This is a genomic window from Pseudomonas kurunegalensis (assembly GCF_030291635.1).
Classification (GTDB): domain Bacteria; phylum Pseudomonadota; class Gammaproteobacteria; order Pseudomonadales; family Pseudomonadaceae; genus Aquipseudomonas; species Aquipseudomonas monteilii.
This window is the reverse complement of sequence record NZ_CP127871.1, coordinates 3,106,353-3,124,407: the sequence shown is the minus strand read 5'-3', so window position 1 is coordinate 3,124,407 and position 18,055 is coordinate 3,106,353. Positions and strand designations below refer to the sequence as shown.

General features: G+C 62.4%; 16 protein-coding genes. 4 read left to right on the top strand and 12 right to left on the bottom strand.

Annotated features, from left to right (window positions below; genetic code table 11):
- Nucleotides 1-14: 14 nt before the first annotated feature.
- Nucleotides 15-1,580, top strand: a complete 1,566-nt coding sequence (gene mqo / locus QQ992_RS13985; protein ID WP_286109963.1) for a malate dehydrogenase (quinone) — start codon at nt 15-17, stop codon at nt 1,578-1,580.
- On the opposite strand, the gene QQ992_RS13980 is transcribed toward mqo, so the two are convergent.
- From QQ992_RS13980 to QQ992_RS13960, 5 genes are read right to left on the bottom strand one after another with little or no spacing between them, the layout of a single operon-like run.
- Complete coding sequence (locus QQ992_RS13980; protein WP_286109962.1) at nt 1,561-3,087, bottom strand: ArnT family glycosyltransferase; 1,527 nt, start codon at nt 3,085-3,087, stop codon at nt 1,561-1,563. The genes mqo and QQ992_RS13980 overlap by 20 nt on opposite strands.
- Before the next feature lie 3 nt (nt 3,088-3,090).
- Nucleotides 3,091-3,363, bottom strand: coding sequence for a lipid-A-disaccharide synthase N-terminal domain-containing protein (locus QQ992_RS13975; protein ID WP_016486575.1), 273 nt, complete (start codon nt 3,361-3,363; stop codon nt 3,091-3,093).
- Complete coding sequence (locus tag QQ992_RS13970) at nt 3,360-4,103, bottom strand: glycosyltransferase family 2 protein (RefSeq protein WP_286109961.1); 744 nt, start codon at nt 4,101-4,103, stop codon at nt 3,360-3,362. Before QQ992_RS13970 ends, QQ992_RS13975 begins: the two co-directional genes overlap by 4 nt.
- A gap of 34 nt (nt 4,104-4,137) precedes the next feature.
- Nucleotides 4,138-5,112: an NAD-dependent epimerase/dehydratase family protein gene (locus tag QQ992_RS13965; protein WP_286109960.1), complete on the bottom strand. Its 975-nt coding sequence runs from the start codon at nt 5,110-5,112 to the stop codon at nt 4,138-4,140.
- Nucleotides 5,100-6,437 (bottom strand): UDP-glucose dehydrogenase family protein, encoded by a 1,338-nt coding sequence (locus tag QQ992_RS13960; RefSeq protein ID WP_286109959.1) that lies wholly within the window; start codon nt 6,435-6,437, stop codon nt 5,100-5,102. The genes QQ992_RS13965 and QQ992_RS13960 overlap by 13 nt, the downstream gene beginning before the upstream one ends.
- 244 nt (nt 6,438-6,681) lie before the next feature.
- Here QQ992_RS13960 and QQ992_RS13955 point away from each other — a divergent pair, with 244 nt between their 5' ends.
- Nucleotides 6,682-7,728, top strand: a complete 1,047-nt coding sequence (locus tag QQ992_RS13955) for a class I SAM-dependent methyltransferase (protein ID WP_286109958.1) — start codon at nt 6,682-6,684, stop codon at nt 7,726-7,728.
- A 56-nt stretch (nt 7,729-7,784) separates the two neighbouring features.
- Here the strand turns inward: QQ992_RS13955 and QQ992_RS13950 are convergent, their stop codons facing one another.
- From QQ992_RS13950 to yghU, 4 genes are all read right to left on the bottom strand, one after another.
- Entirely contained in the window at nt 7,785-9,029 is a 1,245-nt protein-coding gene (locus QQ992_RS13950; protein ID WP_016394970.1) for a saccharopine dehydrogenase family protein, read from the bottom strand.
- Between the two features lie 33 nt (nt 9,030-9,062).
- Nucleotides 9,063-10,160, bottom strand: a complete 1,098-nt coding sequence (nspC, locus tag QQ992_RS13945) for a carboxynorspermidine decarboxylase (protein ID WP_016715639.1) — start codon at nt 10,158-10,160, stop codon at nt 9,063-9,065.
- Nucleotides 10,161-10,411: 251 nt separating this feature from the next.
- Nucleotides 10,412-12,115 (bottom strand): amidase, encoded by a 1,704-nt coding sequence (locus QQ992_RS13940; RefSeq protein WP_286109957.1) that lies wholly within the window; start codon nt 12,113-12,115, stop codon nt 10,412-10,414.
- Between the two features lie 140 nt (nt 12,116-12,255).
- Nucleotides 12,256-13,095 carry a glutathione-dependent disulfide-bond oxidoreductase gene (gene yghU / locus QQ992_RS13935; RefSeq protein WP_060499038.1) on the bottom strand — a complete coding sequence of 280 codons (840 nt, stop codon included), beginning with the start codon at nt 13,093-13,095 and terminating at the stop codon, nt 12,256-12,258.
- Between the two features lie 200 nt (nt 13,096-13,295).
- Between yghU and QQ992_RS13930 the strand changes: the two genes are divergently transcribed.
- Entirely contained in the window at nt 13,296-14,342 is a 1,047-nt protein-coding gene (locus QQ992_RS13930) for an alpha/beta hydrolase family protein (RefSeq protein ID WP_286109956.1), read from the top strand.
- On the opposite strand, the gene QQ992_RS13925 is transcribed toward QQ992_RS13930, so the two are convergent.
- The 3 genes from QQ992_RS13925 to QQ992_RS13915 all read right to left on the bottom strand — a co-directional run bounded on the left by QQ992_RS13925 (nt 14,304) and on the right by QQ992_RS13915 (nt 17,775).
- Nucleotides 14,304-15,497 carry an MFS transporter gene (locus QQ992_RS13925; RefSeq protein ID WP_286109955.1) on the bottom strand — a complete coding sequence of 398 codons (1,194 nt, stop codon included), beginning with the start codon at nt 15,495-15,497 and terminating at the stop codon, nt 14,304-14,306. The two genes, QQ992_RS13930 and QQ992_RS13925, sit on opposite strands and share 39 nt — an antisense overlap.
- Nucleotides 15,498-15,745: 248 nt before the next feature.
- Nucleotides 15,746-17,332 carry an ABC-F family ATPase gene (locus QQ992_RS13920; protein WP_016715632.1) on the bottom strand — a complete coding sequence of 529 codons (1,587 nt, stop codon included), beginning with the start codon at nt 17,330-17,332 and terminating at the stop codon, nt 15,746-15,748.
- 32 nt (nt 17,333-17,364) lie between these two features.
- On the bottom strand, nt 17,365-17,775 hold the full coding sequence (locus tag QQ992_RS13915; protein ID WP_433963083.1) for a site-specific integrase: 411 nt from the start codon (nt 17,773-17,775) through the stop codon (nt 17,365-17,367).
- Between the two features lie 73 nt (nt 17,776-17,848).
- Here QQ992_RS13915 and QQ992_RS13910 point away from each other — a divergent pair, with 73 nt between their 5' ends.
- Entirely contained in the window at nt 17,849-18,040 is a 192-nt protein-coding gene (locus tag QQ992_RS13910) for a hypothetical protein (protein WP_286109954.1), read from the top strand.
- Nucleotides 18,041-18,055 lie beyond the last annotated feature (15 nt).

Here is an 18,055-nt window from a genome sequence, read left to right as displayed (position 1 = left end):
GCACGGGAGAGGTTATGAAGATCACCATCAAGCCGGAACTGGCGCTGGCCGGGCTGGCGCTGGCATTGAGCATGCTCAATGCCCAGGCAGCGGAAACCAGAAAGGTGGATGTGATGCTGGTGGGCGGCGGCATCATGAGTTCTACGCTGGCCGTCTGGCTCAATGAGCTGGAGCCAGGCTGGTCGATGGAGATGGTCGAGCGGCTGGACAAGGTGGCCGAAGAAAGCTCCAACGGCTGGAATAACGCCGGCACCGGCCATTCGGCCCTGGCTGAACTCAACTACACGCCGGAAAAAGACGGCAAGATCGACATCAGCAAAGCCGTGGAGATCAACGAGTCGTTCCAGGTCACCCGCCAGTTCCTGGCCTGGCAGGTAAAGCAGGGCGTATTGAAGAACCCGCATTCCTTCATCAATACCACGCCGCACATGAGCTTCGTGTGGGGGGACGACAACATCCGCTTCCTGAAAAAGCGCTATGAGGCGCTGCAGGCCAGCCCGTTGTTCAAGCCCATGCAGTATTCCGAAGACCACGAGCAGATTCGCAAGTGGGTGCCTTTGATGATGGAAGGGCGCGACCCCAACCAGAAACTGGCCGTGACCTGGACGCCAATCGGCACCGATGTGAATTTTGGCGAGATCACCCGGCAGTACGTGGGCTATCTGCAGACCCGGCCTAACTTTGACCTCAAGCTGTCGAGCGAGGTGCAGGAAATCACCCGTAACGATGACGGCTCCTGGCACGTCGAGTACAAGAACCTGAAAGATGGCAGCAAGTCGGCTACCGACGCCAAGTTCCTGTTCATTGGTGCTGGTGGTGCGGCGTTACCGCTGCTGCAGAAGTCGGGCATCGACGAAGCCAAGGATTATGCCGGCTTCCCGGTCGGAGGCTCGTTCCTGGTCACCGACAACCCGGCCATTGCCCAGCGCCACATGGCCAAGGCCTACGGCATTGCCGCGACCGGCGCCCCGCCGATGTCGGTGCCGCACCTGGACACCCGGGTGCTCGATGGCAAGCGGATGATTCTTTTCGGGCCGTTCGCCACGTTCTCGACCAAATTCCTCAAACAGGGCTCGCTGCTCGACCTGCTTGCCAGTACCAGTGTGCACAACGCCTGGCCGATGGTGCGGGTGGGCGTACGCGAGTTTGACCTGGTGCAGTATCTGATCGGCCAGGTGCTGCAATCCGACAATGACCGCTTTGAAGCGCTGCGCACCTACTTCCCCGAGGCGAAGAAGGAAGACTGGCGGCTGTGGCAGGCCGGCCAGCGGGTGCAGATCATCAAGAAAGACGAAGCATTGGGTGGCGTGCTCAAGCTTGGTACCGAGGTGGTGACATCCAGGGACGGCAGTATCGCCGGCTTGCTGGGGGCTTCGCCGGGTGCCTCGACCGCACCACCCATCATGCTCGATGTGCTGAACAAGGTGTTCAAGGACAAGGTGGCAACGCCGCAATGGCAGGCCAAGATCAAGGAGATTATCCCGTCCTACGGCATTCGCCTGAATGACCACCCGGACCAGGTGCAGAAGGAATGGGCATACACCAATGAGGTGCTGCAGCTCAATCCGCCTGCGCCTTAGCCCATGTGAAACGGTAAACGTGGTTGGGCGCTGCGCTCTGGCATTGGCCGTTGTCGGCATCGGCGCCCACCACATACCATTCGGCCCGCGAGGTCTGGCCCAGCTTGCGGGCCTTGTTGGCACTGAAGCAGCGGTCCAGTTCGGTGGCTGGAATCAGGGCGAAAGCGGTGGGGTTCTGGCGTAACCAGTAGGCCGCTGTATCCGCCCTGGATTGGCCGGTAAAGCCGAAATGCACAATCGGTTGCCGGGCAAACAGCCAATGCCCCTCGCGCCAGTTCACCAACACCAACTCAGCGCCACCGGTGGCGCGTTTCGCCTCGCTCATCAGCGTTTCATGCGGATTGCGACCCTCCTTTAGCGGCTCGACAAAGCCACGTGCAAACCACAGGGTAAACCACACCAAGGCCACGGCTGTGAACACGCTGCGCCATCCCGGTCGGTGTTGAAACCAGTGTCTGAGTAGCCATGGCACCAGTGGTGCGATGGCCAGCACCAGGCCTGGCAGTGCGGGGAAGATATACAGCTTGCGCTTGCCGCTGCTGAGGCTGAAAAAAAGCAGCACCAGCGCCACCCAGCCAAGCAACAGCAGAAAGCGCCCATCGCGCTTCTGCAATTGTCGGCGCCAGGCGGGCACCAGCCAGGGCAGGGCGAGGATCAGTGGCAGCCAGTATTTGGGGATGACCTTGACGAAGAAGTACCAGAACGGCTCGCGATGGTCCCAGGCATTGGCATAGCGGCTGGCGGTCTGGCGCAGCAGGATTTCCTTCAGGTAGGCCAGCTCCGCTGCGCCACCGCCATGGGCGATCGACACCAACAGGGGCAGCAGCCACACCGCGCAACCGGCCAGCAACCACAGCAGCCCCAGGCTCCAGCGCCAGCCCTGGCCAGGCATGGCGACTACACCGTGCCAGCGCCGGCGTATCGCCCAGGCATAGGGAAGCAACATCAGCGCCGGGACAAAGCCCACGCCCTTGCTGATAATGCCTAGCCCCATGGCCGCACAGGCCAGGTAGAACCAGCCCCAGGCTGGGCCCAGCAGCAGGTGGCGCACCATGCCGTAAAAGCCCAGTGCCACCCACAAGCACAGGAAACTGTCGATCTGCCCCGTACGCAGGATGCTGTAGCTCTGGTAAGTGGCCAGGAACAGCAAGGCGGCGATCACGCCAATACGGCGGTTCCACAAGCGCCGCGCCAGGTCATGCAGCACCCAGGTGATGGTCGCCGCCGACAGCAGGCCTGGCAGGTAGAGGGCTATCCTGGGCGAGCCGGTCAGTTGGCTGAACAGGGCCACGGTCCACATGAACAGCGGCGGCTTGTCGCCATAAATTTCCGCTGCCCGGTGCGGGATGAACCAGTTGCCGCTCTGCAGCATTTCCAGGGCGACGCCGAGAAAGCGTTCTTCGTCCACATTCATTGGCTGGCGCCAGCCAATACCGGCGCCCACCAACAATACCGCGAGGGCAATCAGGGCCAGGCGTTCGGCCCCAAGGGTCTTGAACCTGGGCAAGGGCTATTCCTTTTGTTCCTGATGGCGGGCGATGAGTTGCAGGTTGCGCAGGTAAACCAAGAAGCCGAAGCTCTGCCCGATGATGAATACCGGGTCCTGGCGGTAAATGGCGTAGGTCAGCAGCAGCGCGCTGCCAAGCATGCTCAGGTACCAGAAACCTACCGGGATCACGCTGCGGCGCTTGAACTCGCTGTACAGCCACTGCAGCACGAAGCGCCCGGTGAACACCGCCTGCCCGGCGAAGCCGATGATCAGCCACAGGGTTTCGCGGGTCATCCTTCAAGTTCCTGCGGTTGGCTGCCCAGGCGGGTCCGGCGGATCAGCCACCACACCCCGAACAGGTCGAGGATGCCGACCAGCGCACGGTCGAGGTTGCCGTACTTGGATACCCCGGCATGGCGGGGGCGGTGGTTGACCGGGTGCACCAGCATGCGGCCGTTGTGGCGCAGGATCAGCGCCGGAATGAAACGGTGCATGTGGTCGAAGTAGGGCAGGCGCAGGAAGGCTGCGCGCTCTATCAGTTTCAGCCCGCAGCCGGTGTCGGGCGTGGCGTCCTTGAGCAGGCGGCTACGCAGGCCGTTGGCGAAGCGCGATGCCCAGCGCTTGCTGGCGCTGTCACGGCGGTTGACCCGGTGCCCAGCCACCAGTTTCACACCACCGGCCAGATCTTGATTGGCGCGTACCAGGGCCAGCATGGCCGGGATGTCTGCCGGGTCGTTCTGGCCGTCGCCATCGAGGGTGGCCAGCCATTGGCCGCGGGCAGCCTGCGCGGCATGCCACAGCGAGGTGCTCTGGCCCAGCGAGCGGTCGTGGCGCAGGATGCGCAGTTGCGTGTAACCCTGGCTTTTCAGGTGTTGCAGCACACTCAGGGTGCGGTCGCTGCTGCCATCGTCAACCACCAGCACTTCATAGTGTTCTGTCGCCAGTGCGCTGCGAATTTCCATCAGCAGTGACGGCAGGTTGTCGACCTCGTTCCTGGCAGGTATGAGCACCGAGAGGTCAAGTGGATCTGTCATGAGGCTACCTGTGATCGTGTTGTGATTGCGTGGCTTAAACCCGGTAGAAATCCCGGTACCAGCCCACGAAAGCGTTTACGCCGTGTTCCAGCGACGTGCCCGGGGTGAAGTCGATCCAGCGCGCCAGTGAGCCCACATCGGCCCACGTCTCCAGCACGTCACCCGCTTGCAGCGGCAGGTAGTCGCGCTGAGCCTTGATGCCCAAGGCGTCTTCCAGGCATTCGATAAAATGCAGCAGCCGCACGGGTTGGCCACGGCCGATGTTGAACAGCTGGCAGGGCGGTTGCCCTTCGCCAGGCTGTGGTGGCCTCAGGCGCAGGCGCAGGACGCTTTCGACGATGTCGTCGATGTAGGTGAAGTCGCGTCCCATCAGGCCGTTGTTGTAAACCTCGATCGGGCGGCCTTCGAGCATGGCGCGGGTGAATTTGAACAGCGCCATGTCAGGCCGGCCCCAAGGGCCATACACCGTGAAAAAGCGCAGGCCTGTGGTCGGTAGCCGGTACAGGTGCGCATAGCTGTGCGCCATCAGTTCATTGGCGCGCTTGCTGGCGGCATAGAGCGACACAGGTTGTTCGACCGGGTCATCGACACTGAACGGCAGCTTGGCATTGGCGCCGTACACCGAACTGCTGGAGGCGTAGATCAGGTGGCGTGGCGGTTGTTGGCGGCAGGCTTCAAGGATATTGAGGAAACCGACCAGGTTGGCCTGGCCGTATGCACTGGGGTTTTCCATTGAGTAGCGCACCCCGGCCTGGGCCGCCAGGTGGATCACTTCACTGAATGCCTGTCCGTTGAACAGCTGCTGCAGGTCGGCAGCATTGGCAATGTCGAGGGGCTGGAAGTGGAAATTGGCAAAGCCGAACAGCTGCCGCAGGCGCGCCAGTTTCAGCTCGACGCTGTAGTAGGCATTGAGGTTGTCGATGCCGACCACCTCGATACCCGCCTCGCACAGGCGCTGCGCGACGTGGAAACCGATAAAGCCGGCGACACCGGTGATCAGTACGGGCATGCTGGCTGCACCTGGCCACGGCCGATGCCGTAGTACGTCAGGCCAGCGGTGGCCATGTGCTCGGGCTCGAACAGGTTGCGCCCGTCGAACACGACCCGGTCGGCCAGCAACTGCGGCACCTTGTCCAGGTTGAGCACGCGGTAGTCTTGCCATTCGGTGACGATGACCAACGCGTCGGCACCCTCCAGTGCATCGTCCTTGCAGGGCACCAGTTGCAGGTCGGCACGCGGGCCGTAGTGCCGCTGGATCTCCTCCATCGCTTGCGGGTCGTGGGCCTGTACTCTCGCGCCAGCGGCCCACAGCGCTTCCAGCAGAACTCGGCTGGAGGCCTCGCGGATGTCGTTGGTGTTGGGTTTGAACGACAACCCCCACAAGGCGAATACCTTGCCCTGAAGACCGCCGGGATAGTGCCGCTGGATCTTGCTGAACAGCCGGCCCTTTTGATGTTCGTTGACCGACTCTACCGCGCGCAGCAACTGGGGTTCGAACCCTTCAGCCTCGGCGCTGCGGCGCAGGGCTTGCAGGTCCTTGGGGAAGCACGAGCCGCCGAAGCCGCAACCGGCATAGATGAAGTCGTAACCGATGCGCGGGTCGGAGCCGATGCCACGGCGTACCATCTCGATGTCGGCCCCCAGGTGCTCGGCCAGGTTGGCGATTTCGTTGATGAACGAGATCTTGGTCGCCAGCATGCAGTTGGCCGCGTACTTGGTCAGTTCGGCGCTGCGCGCATCCATGATCATCAGTTTTTCGCGGTTACGGCTGAACGGCAGGTACAGCTCGCGCAGCAGCTCTACCTCAGCCGGTTCTGCACCGCCGATGATGATGCGCTCCGGGCGCATGCAGTCGTCCACGGCAGAGCCTTCCTTGAGAAACTCCGGGTTGCTGATGACCTGGAAGCGACCGGGTTCGGCGCCGGCCTGGGCAATACGTGCCTTGATGCGGTGCACCGTGCCGACCGGTGCGGTGGATTTGTTGACGATCACCTTGGGGCCATCGGCATGTTCAAGGATGCTGTCGACCACTGCAAACACATGCTTCAGGTCGGCGCTGCCATCCGCTTGTGGCGGGGTGCCGACGGCGATGAATTGCAACTTGGCGTATTGGGCTGCTTTCCCGGCATCGGTGGTAAAGCGCAAGCGACCGCAGGCCAGGTTTTTCTCCAGCATTGGCGCAAGGCCCGGCTCGAAGATCGGGCAATGGCCTTCATTGAGGGTGCTGACCCGCTCGGCATCGACGTCCATGCACAACACGGAATGCCCCACTTGGGCCAGGCACACTGCCTGGGTGAGGCCGACATACCCGGTACCGAAAACCGTGACCTTCATTGTTCAGCTCCTTGATAAGAAAGCTGAAAAAAAATGTCACATCGTTGTTTAGGAATTGTTACCTGATAGATGAATTCAGCGGCTGTTTAGCCTGGATCGCGTTTCATCCGGGCAGAAGATCTAAACTTACCAACAGCTCGCGGTAACGCGCTGTACCACGAGCCCAAACCCTTGAACCGACCACCGCCTCCCCGGAGCGGATGTCCCTCGCTGGCGATGGCCTTCTTGCAGAGGAGGGCAGGTCATGGACGAGGCAAGGCTTCATGATTTCATGGGCAAGCTGGTGGGCGACATGGGCGCCGCAGCGACGCTGGCAAATGTCATCCTGGGTGACGAGCTGGGCCTGTACCGGGCGATGGCCGACAGCCAGCCGACCACGCCCGAGGCGCTGGCGGCCAAGACCGGCTGTCACCCTCGGCTGGTGCGCGAATGGCTGAACGCCCAGGCCGCATCGGGCTACATGACGCACGACAAGGGCCTTTTTGTGTTGCCCGAAGAGCAGGCCATGGCCTTGGCGCTGGAGGATTCCCCGGCTTACATGGCGGGTGGCGCTGCAGTGATCGCGGCCTTGTTCCATGACAAGGACAAGCTGGTCGCGGCCATGCGCGGCGATGGCGGGCTGGCCTGGGGCGACCACCACCCATGCATGTTCAGTGGTACCGAACGGTTCTTCCGGCCGGGTTACCGGACATTCCTGGTGGCTGAGTGGCTGCCGGCGCTGGAGGGTGTGGTGGCCAAACTGCAAGCGGGCGCCAAGGTGGCGGATGTGGGGTGTGGGCACGGCGCCTCCACGCTGGTCATGGCCCAGGCATTTCCGGCGTCGACTTTTGTGGGTTATGACTACCACGGTCCATCTATTACCACCGCCAACGAACGGGCTCGCGAAGCGGGGCTGGCGGAGCGAGTGAGTTTCCAGCAGGCAAGTGCCAAGGATTACCCGGGGCATGACCATGACCTGGTGTGCTTCTTCGATTGCCTGCACGACATGGGCGACCCGGTGGGGGCGGCCAGGCACGCCTACCGTGCATTGAAGCCTGACGGTACGGTGATGCTGGTAGAGCCTTATGCCGAGGATTCGCTGGACGGCAACCTGAACCCGGTCGGGCGGTTGTTCTATGCCGCGTCGACGTTCATCTGCACGCCGAATTCATTGTCGCAGGAAGTGGGCTTGGGGCTGGGCGCACAGGCCGGGGAGGCACGGTTGCGGGCGGTGTTCGAAGAGGCGGGGTTCAGCCGGTTCCGGCGGGCGACGCAGACGCCGTTCAACCTGATTCTGGAGGCCCGGAAGTAGAGGGCTGGCCTTGAAAAGCAGAAGGGGCGCCATATGGCGCCCCTTCCGTTTGCTGCTTAGGCTTCAGCGTCCCAAGGACGATCGCCTTTTTCATCTTTCACCCGGGTCGGCAGGCCCATCACGTCCAGCGCCTTGAGGAACGGCTCGGCTGGCAGCTCCTCGACGTTGACCATGCGCTTGGCATCCCACTCGCCACGGGCTACCAGCAGGGCGGCAGCCACTGGCGGTACGCCGGCAGTGTAGGAAATACCCTGGCTGTCGGTTTCGGCGTAGGCCTCTTCGTGGTCAGCCACGTTGTAGATGAACACTTCGCGCGGCTGGCCATCCTTGGTGCCTTTGACCAGGTCACCGATGCAGGTCTTGCCGGTGTAGCCTGGGGCCAGCGAGGCTGGGTCCGGCAGCACGGCCTTGACCACTTTCAGCGGTACCACTTCCAGGCCTTCGGCGGTTTTCACCGGTTGCTCGCTGAGCAGGCCCAGGTTTTTCAGCACGGTGAACACGTTGATGTAGTGTTCGCCGAAGCTCATCCAGAAACGCACGTTCGGCACGTTGAGGTTCTTCGAAATCGAGTGAACTTCATCGTGACCGGTCAGGTACAGGTTTTGCGAACCTACCACCGGCAGGTCGTCGGTACGCTTGACCTCGAACATGGTGTTGCTGGTCCACTGGCTGTTCTGCCAGCTCCACACTTGCCCGGTGAACTCGCGGAAGTTGATTTCCGGGTCGAAGTTGGTGGCAAAGTACTTGCCATGCGAACCGGCATTGACGTCGAGAATGTCGATCGAATCAATGCTGTCGAAGTATTGCTGCTGCGCCAGTTTGGCGTAGCTGTTCACCACACCCGGGTCGAAACCGACACCGAGAATGGCAGTGATGTTCTTTTGTTGGCACTCTTCGAGGTGTTTCCACTCGTAGTTGCCGTACCACGGCGGGGTTTCGCAGATCTTGCCCGGCTCTTCGTGGATGGCGGTGTCCAGATAGGCGACACCGGTATCGATGCAGGCACGCAGCACCGACATGTTGAGGAAGGCGGACCCCACGTTGATCACGATCTGCGATTCGGTTTCGCGGATCAGTGCCTTGGTTGCCTCGACATCGAGGGCGTTGAGCGAGAAGGCCTGGATGTCGGCGGGTACCTTGAGGCTACCCTTGGCCTTGACGCTGTCGATGATGGCCTGGCATTTGGAGATGTTCCGTGACGCGATAGCGATACGACCCAGTTCGTCGTTATGCTGCGCGCACTTGTGGGCCACCACCTTGGCGACACCTCCTGCACCAATGATAAGAACGTTCTTCTTCAATTTACCCTTTGCTCCTTACTTGAGTAGCCAGTCTTACGACAGGCTGGAAACGTAGTCTTCGAAACCGAACTCGCGGACGACTTCGACGCTGCCGTCGAGTTGCTTGACCACGATGGAAGGCATTTTCAGACCGTTGAACCAGTTTTTCTTGACCATGGTGTAACCCGCCGTGTCGACGAACGACAGGCGATCGCCAATGGCCAACGGACGATCGAATTGGTACTCGCCGAAAATGTCACCGGCCAGGCACGACTTGCCGCAGACCATGTAGGTGTGCTCGCCGTCATTCGGGGCCATCTTGGCATTGAGGCGGTAGATCAGCAGGTCGAGCAGGTGCGCTTCGATGGAGCTGTCGACCACGGCCAGGTGCTTGCCGTTGTACAGGGTGTCGAGCACGGTCACTTCCAGCGAGGCGCTGTTGGTGATGGCTGCTTCGCCCGGCTCCAGGTATACCTGCACGCCGTATTTCTCCGAGAAGGCCTTGAGGCGCGCGCAGAAGGCGTCTACCGCATAGTCTTCACCGGTGAAGTGGATGCCGCCACCCAGGCTGACCCACTCGACCTTGTGCAGCAGGTGGCCGAAGCGTTCTTCGATGTGCGTGAGCATCTTGTCGAACAGGCCGAAGTCGCCGTTCTCGCAGTTGTTGTGGAACATGAAGCCGGAGATCTGCTCGATCACCTGTTCGATCTTGGCCGGGTCCCATTCGCCCAGGCGGCTGAACGGGCGGGCCGGGTCGGCCAGCAGGTAGTCGGAGCTGCTGACTTGCGGGTTGACGCGCAGGCCACGTACCTTGCCTTCGGACTGTTCGGCAAAGCGCTGCAGCTGGCCGATCGAGTTGAAGATGATCTTGTCGCAGTTCTCCAGCATTTCCTCGACCTCATCGTCGGCCCAGGCCACGCTGTAGGCGTGGGTTTCGCCGGCGAACTTCTGGCGTCCGAGCTTGAGCTCGAAGAGGGAGGACGAGGTGGTGCCGTCCATGTACTGCTGCATCAGGTCGAACACCGACCAGGTGGCGAAGCACTTGAGGGCAAGCAGCGCCTTGGCACCGGAGTGTTCACGCACGTAGGCGATCTTCTCCATGTTGCTGAGCAGCTTGGTTTTGTCGATGAGGTAATACGGCGTCTTGATCATTTAAAGGCCCCCGGCCAGGCCGGCCAAAAAAAGGACACGCATTGTGCCTTCACTTGCCGCAGACCGAAAGGGTGCGATACGCATTTCGTCAGGGTTGACGCCGTTGCGAGGGCATTTTTCCGGTTGCAGCGGGCTTAGTAGATCAGGTGCATGTGACTATCGTAATCACCACCCACAGGTATTGCCGCGCATTCAAGGGCGATGCAATACCTGTTTTGCGCGAATGGGCCGCAAAGCGGCCCCGGTGAAACTCAGCCCAGGGCTGGGGTGCGTGGCGGGATCATGCGGCGCGAGCCGGTCGCCTCGAAGGCTGCACCAAAGCTCAACAGCGCATTGTCGCTGTAAGCCCGCCCGGCAAAGGTCAGCCCCACCGGCATGCCGATGTCGGCCATCACGCCCATCGGCACGGTGACGGTTGGCACGCCCAGGTGACGGATCGCCAGGTTGCCGTTGGCCACCCAGATACCGTTGCTCCAGGCGATGTCTGCCGAGGCCGGGTTGACATCGGCGTCGGCCGGGCCCACATCGGCAACGGTCGGGAATAGCACCGAGTCCAGGCCCAGATTGTCCATCCAGTCTTCCAGGTCCAGCTTGCGGGTCTTTTCCAGGCCGCGCAGGCCGTCAGGCAGGGTCTCGATCTGGTCCCAGGTCTTCAGACCACGCTTGGCCATGTTGACGTATTCGTCCATGCCGGCAGCCAGGTCGTCTTCACGGTTGGGCAGGGTGCCCGGGTCGTGGGGGAAGATCTGTGGGCCATCGACATCGGCCAGGCGGTTGAGTTTGGGGTCGTCGTTGGCGCGCAGGAAGTCGTCGAAGCCCCAGCCCGACAGCTCCCACAGTTCGTCGTGCAGGAATTCCTTGCTGACGATGCCACGGTTGTAAACAGTCGGGGCGCCCGGGCGGTCGCCTTCGCAGTTGGACACCAGCGGGAAGTCCACTTCCAGCACTTCGGCACCGGCCGCTTCCAGGGCCTGGCGCGCCTGCTGCCACAAGTCGATCACCGTGGCGCGGGTGTTGATGCGCTGGCCGGTCGGGCCGCCGATGCCCGGCTTCTCGGAGGTGCCAGCTTCGGCATCCGCATTGATGTACATGCGTGGCACACCAAAGCGCTTGCCTTTGAGGGCACCGGCATCCACGGCCAGGTCCAGGTAAGACGCAGGGCGCACCGTCGACGCTGCCGGAATCGGCACCCAAGGCTGCAAGCGCCACAGGTCGCCGCGCTTGTCAGCGTCATCGGCTACCACCACATCGAGGATTTCCAGCAAGTCGGCCATGGTGCGGGCGTAAGGCACCACCACGTCCATGGTCGGGGTCAGCGGCCAGTTGCCACGCACCGAAATCACCCCGCGCGATGGGGTATAGGCGCACAAACCGTTGTTGGACGCCGGGCCACGGCCACTGGACCAGGTTTCTTCAGCCAGACCGAAGGCGCTGAAGCTGGCGGCGGTGGCGGTGCCGGCACCGTTGGACGAGCCCGAGGCGAATGGCGCGGTCAGGTAGTTGGCGTTGTACGGGCTTTCGGCGCGGCCATACACGCCACGCTGCATACCACCGTTGGCCATGGGCGGCATGTTGGTCTTGCCCAGGCACACGGCACCGGCGGCGCGCAGGCGCTCGATGGTGAAGGCGTCGCGCTGGGCGACCAGGTCCTTGAAGGCAGGGCTGCCGGAAGCAGCGGTCAAGCCTTTGACCAGGTAGCTGTCCTTGGCGGTGTAGGGGATGCCGTCCAGCGGGCTCAGCACCTGGCCCTGTGCGCGGCGGGCGTCGGAGGCCTCGGCTTCTTTCAGCGCCTCGGGGTTGCGCACCACCACGGCGTTCAGGGCCGTGGCGGTGTTGGCGCCATCGTAGGCGTCGATACGCGCCAGGTAGGCCTTGACCAGCTCGACCGCCGTCGTGCGGCCCGACTCGAGTGCGTCGCGCAGCTCGGCAATGGAAACCTCGGTTACCTCGATCATGCGTTCACCAAAAAAATGTGCAGGTGGGGGCTAATGCGAGGAGTGTACAAGAAGGGCTTGACGGACGCAGGTTTGCGCGGGGGCAAATGGTTTTATGCAGGCGGGCATTGTTGGGGCCGCGTAGCGACCCCGGCTAGCCCTCAATCCAGGTCCGCCGCGCAATGCCGCTCGGGCACCTGGCTGTCTTCATCTCCCCAGGTCCGGTTCACCCGGGTGCCGCGCTGTACCGCCGGGCGCTGGGCAATTTCCTCGGCCCAGCGCTGCACGTTGGGGTATTCGTCAACCGCCAGAAACTCCGCCGCGCCATACAGGTTGCCGCGCACCAACTGGCCATACCATGGCCACACGGCGATATCGGCAATGCTGTACTCGTCGCCGCCCAGGTAGCGGCTTTCGGCCAGGCGGCGGTCGAGTACATCCAGCTGGCGCTTGGCTTCCATGGTGAAGCGGTTGATGGCGTACTCGTACTTCTCTGGCGCATACACGTAGAAGTGGCCAAAGCCACCGCCCAGGTAAGGCGCTGCGCCCATCTGCCAGAACAGCCAGTTCAGGCTTTCGGTGCGTGCAGCCGGCGATTTCGGCAGCAGGGCACCGAATTTGTCCGCCAGATACAGCAAGATCGACCCCGATTCGAACACCCGTACAGGTGGCTCGACACTACGGTCGAGCAGGGCAGGGATTTTCGAGTTGGGGTTTACCTGGACGAAGCCACTGGAGAACTGGTCGCCCTCGCCGATGCGGATCAGCCAGGCATCGTACTCGGCACCGCGATGGCCCAAAGCAAGCAGCTCTTCAAGGGCAACGGTGACCTTGACGCCATTGGGCGTGGCCAGGGAATACAGCTGCAGCGGGTGTTTGCCCTGCGGCAGGTCCTTGTCGTGCGTCGGGCCTGCAACCGGGCGGTTGATACTGGCGAACTGGCCGCCGGATGCTGCGTCGTTGCGCCAGACCTTAGGTGGCACATAGGCGGGCTTGCTCATGCATGAATCTCCTTCAATGGCGCGAAACGGTCACGTAAAGACGTGGACCTGCATCTATGCCACGGGTTCGACGCCATGCGCAAATGCATAGGGCGCGCACGCCGCATGCATGACGACGGTTTCATCCAGTTTTCATGCGGTTCCGGCCGGGCCGGCTCTATGCTGGGCTATCACTTCGCCCTGCAAGGAACAGCCGGCCGATGACCCTTCCACGCCGCATGTTGGCACTGGCCCTGCTCGGCGGCCTGCTGGCCCACGCCGAGGCTGCGCCATGGGTGGCAGGCCTGCACCACATGACACTGGCCGACCCGGTCGATAACCGGCCAATGCAAGCCCTGGCGTTTTACCCGGCCGTTGGTTCAACCCATCGCAGCCGTATAGACGGCTACCCGGTCGAGGTGGCTGAAGAGGCACCCGTTGCCATGGGCCAGTTCCCGTTACTGGTGTTGTCCCACGGCAACACCGGCAGCCCGTTGGCCTTGCATTACCTGGCCACGTCCCTGGCGCGCCAGGGGTTCGTGGTGGTAGCGGTCGTGCACCCGGGGGACAACGCCCGCGACCACAGTCGCCTGGGTACCTTGAGCAATCTTTATGGCCGGCCACTGCAAGTCAGCGCTGCCATCGGTGCTGCCCGTGACGATGCATTGCTCGGGCCTTACCTGAATGAAGGCAAGGTCGGTGTGATCGGCTATTCGGCCGGCGGCGAAACCGCGCTGATACTGTCTGGCGCGCGCCCCGACCTGGACCGCCTGCGCCAGTACTGCCTGGAACGCCCGAACGACGCCGACGCCTGCAAAACCCACGGGATTCTGATTGCCGACCGCAGCGAGCTGGCGCCGCAGGCAGACCAGCGGGTGGGGGCGGTGATGCTGATGGCCCCGTTAAGCTTGCTGTTCGGGCGCCATGCCCTGGCCGGGGTGCAGGTACCCGCCCTGATCTATAGCGGAGACAGCGATCAACTGGTGGCCGTGGACCGCAACGCCGAAGCATTGGCCCGCAAGCTGCCGGTTACACCGGATTACCGCCTGCTGGCCGGCGCTGGCCACTTTGTGTTCATGGCCCACTGCGACGCCGAGCAATACACGCGAATGCCCGTACTGTGCAAAGATGCCGAGGGCGTGGATCGCCGCCATATTCATCATTCGCTGGAGCGCGAAACGGCGGCGTTCTTCAGCCAGGCGCTGGGTGCACCGCAACCGGGCGAGCGGTCAGCCGAGGCGGGCGCGCCGCGACAGCAACAGCGTTAGGCCCACCCCGGCCAAGGCCAGCAGGGCCGCCACGCAGAAGATCGAGGCATAGCCGAAGTGCACGGCCACTGCGCCCATTACCGGCCCGGCGATGGCCAGGGCCATGTCAAAGAACACCGCATAGGCGCCTAGCCCCGCGCCACGGCTGCTGCTGGGGACCTGCTTGATTGCCTCGACGCCCAGCGCCGGGTACACCAACGACAGCCCGAAACCGGTAAGCCCTGCGCCGACCAGCGCCCAGGCCGGGGAAGGTGCCAGCCATAGCAAGCTCAGGCCAAGCACTTCGGTGGCCATGCAGGCGACCGCCACGTTGTAGCCACCAAAGCGGTTGACCGCATTGACGAACAGCAGCCGCGAAATGATGAAGCACACACCAAACGCACTCAGGCACCAGGCAGCGCCGGCCCAGCCGCGCTCCAGGTAGTACAGGGTGACGAAGGTGGTCAGGGTGCCATAGCCGATCGAGGCGAGAGTCAGGCCCAGGCCACACGGGGCGACACGGCCGAACGCGGACCAGAAGGGCAGGCGCTCGCCGCGCACCACCACCACGTCAGGACGTTTGCGCAGCACCAGCAGGGCCGCCACGGCCAGCACCAGCAAGGCGGGCCCCAGTACGCTGAAGTTCAGCCCGTCCACGGCCAGTACGCCCAAGGGGGCGCCTATCGCGATAGCACCATAAGAGGCAATCCCGTTCCACGAGATCACCCTGGCGGTGTGTTCGGGGCCGACCTGGCTGATGCCCCAGCTCAAGGTGGCTACACCAATCAACCCTTGGGCGATGCCCAGCAGCAAACGGCCTGCGAGCAGCAACGCAAGGCTCAGCAGCGGCAGCGTCAGGGTCCAGGCCGACAGCAGGGTCAACACCCCGCAGCCGGCAATCCCCAGCAGGCCGAAGCGGATGGCTTGCTTGCCCCCAAGCGTATCGGCAACGCGCCCGGCAAACGGGCGGCTGAGCAAGGTGGCCAGGTATTGCAGGCCTATGGTCACCCCGGCGATCACCGCGCCAAAACCCAGCTGGTCATGCACATAGCTGGGCAGTACCGCAATCGGCAAGCCGATGCAGAGGAAGGCAATGAAGGTGTAGAAAACGATCGACAGGATCTGCAGGGTGATGTGCAGGGTATTGCGGGTGGGGGCGGGTTGTTGCGCGGTCATGGGCTCTTTCGCGGGCGGGCGGTTGGGCGTGGTTCCATGATGGCTGTTACAGGAAGGAAATGAAAGCAGGCTAACGAATTATTCGTCGGGTTGTGCAAGCCTGTGGGATGGCGGCAGGTTCTTCGCGGGTGAACCCGCTCCCACAGGGCCCCCGCAATATTCGAGGCATGTAGAAATCCTGTGGGAGCGGGTTTACCCGCGAAGAGGCCGGCCCAGCCATTGCAAATGGCCGGGCCCTTACCCTTCAATCAGACCAGCACACCCTGGCTACGCAGGTAGTCGTCATAGGTACCGCTGAAGTCCACCACGCCATCGGCCGACAGCTCGATGATGCGCGTGGCCAGCGACGATACGAACTCGCGGTCGTGGCTGACGAACAGCAGGGTGCCCGGGTAGTTTTCCAGCGCCAGGTTCAGCGCTTCGATCGATTCCATGTCCAGGTGGTTGGTCGGCTCGTCCATCACCAGTACGTTCGGCTTCTGCAGGATCAGCTTGCCGAACAGCATGCGGCCTTGCTCACCACCGGAAATCACCTTCACCGACTTGAGAATCTCGTCGTTGGAGAACAGCATGCGCCCCAGGGTGCCGCGGATCACCTGCTCGCCAGAGGTCCACTGGCCCATCCAGTCGAACAGGGTCATGTCGTCTTCGAAGTCGTGGGCGTGGTCCTGGGCGTAGTAGCCCACTTCAGCGCTGTCGGTCCACTTGACCGAACCTGCATCCGGGGTCATCTCGCCGACCAGGGTGCGCAGCAGCGTGGTCTTGCCAATACCGTTGGGGCCGATGATGGCAACGCGCTCGCCCGCTTCGACGGTGATGTCGAAGTTCTTGAACAACACCTTGTCATCGAAGGCTTTGGCCATTTTCTCGACGACCACGGCCTGGCGGTGCAGTTTCTTGGTCTGTTCGAAACGAATGAACGGGCTGACACGGCTGGACGGCTTGACCTCGGCCAGCTGGATCTTGTCGATCTGCTTGGCGCGCGAAGTCGCCTGCTTGGCCTTCGAGGCGTTGGCCGAGAAGCGGCTGACGAAGGTCTGCAGCTCGGCGATCTGGGCTTTCTTCTTGGCGTTGTCCGACAGCAGCTGCTCACGCGACTGGGTGGCTGCGGTCATGTACTCGTCATAGTTGCCCGGGAACAGGCGCAGTTCGCCGTAATCCAGGTCAGCCATGTGGGTGCAGACGCTGTTGAGGAAGTGTCGGTCGTGGGAAATGATGATCATGGTGCTGTTACGCGCCGTGAGGATCGTTTCCAGCCAGCGGATGGTGTTGATGTCCAGGTGGTTGGTCGGTTCGTCGAGCAGCAGCACGTCCGGGTCCGAGAACAGCGCCTGGGCCAACAGCACGCGCAGCTTCCAGCCCGGTGCCACTTCGCTCATCGGGCCGAAGTGTTGCTCCAGTGGAATACCCAGGCCCAGCAGCAGTTCACCGGCACGGGATTCGGCGGTGTAGCCGTCCATTTCGGCGAACTCGGTTTCCAGCTCGGCGACGGCCATGCCGTCTTCCTCGGTCATTTCCGGCAGCGAGTAGATGCGGTCGCGCTCGGCCTTGACCTTCCACAGTTGACCGTGGCCCATGATCACCGTATCGATCACGGTGAATTCCTCGTAAGCGAACTGGTCCTGGCGCAGTTTGCCCAGGCGGGTGTTCGGCTCGAGCATGACCTGGCCACCGGATGGCTCCAGGTCACCGCCGAGGATCTTCATGAAGGTCGACTTGCCGCAACCGTTGGCGCCGATCAGGCCGTAGCGGTTGCCGTTGTTGAATTTGACGGAAACGTTTTCGAACAGCGGCTTGGAGCCGAACTGCATGGTGATGTTAGCTGTGGAGATCAAGTGCTTGTCCTGCGGGGGTTCCAGAGGTGTATTTAGGCCTTCGTGTCAGTTTTGGGCCAATTTTGGGCCAATTCGACTCGGGGCGGCAGCTTCTCCAGCTCCCTCCAGTCCGAGGAGGAGCTGATCCATTTCGCGTAGGTAGAAAGCAACATCTCAACGCTGTGGCCAAGCTGGTTCGCTATGAACGCAGGGTTCATCCCAGACATCAGGCACATGGTGGCGTAGGTGTGGCGGGTGTCATACTGACGGCGTTCACGGATGTTCAGCGCCTTGAGCGCTGATTTGAAGTGGCGGATTGTAACACTTGGCTCGTTGATCCACAGCCCACCTTTGCTCGGTTGGAACACAAAAGGGCTTACTGGGTGGGCAGACTTGGATGCCATGCGTCGAATTTTCGACATACGCTGGGCCGGTTGATCGCGTTCAGCACGCGCGCTCGTCAAGCATGAGTCTCTCCATGCTCGCGCATGCCGGCGGGCTCGTGTGATTTAATCGGAATTCAATTGGAGGAACGAGATGGCCAAGGAAACCAGAAAGCCGTTCGGCTACGTAGCTGTCACACTGATCCCCACTGGCATCGGGTTCGTGATGGGGGGGCTGTTGACAGAGCAACCTGCCTTCATCTACAGCGGCCTGGGTATGGCCATACCGGGTGTTCTGCTTGCCGCGACGCATTTCTGGTCGGCACGCCGCAGGCTTGAGTGGTAGGGGGAGGTGCTAATT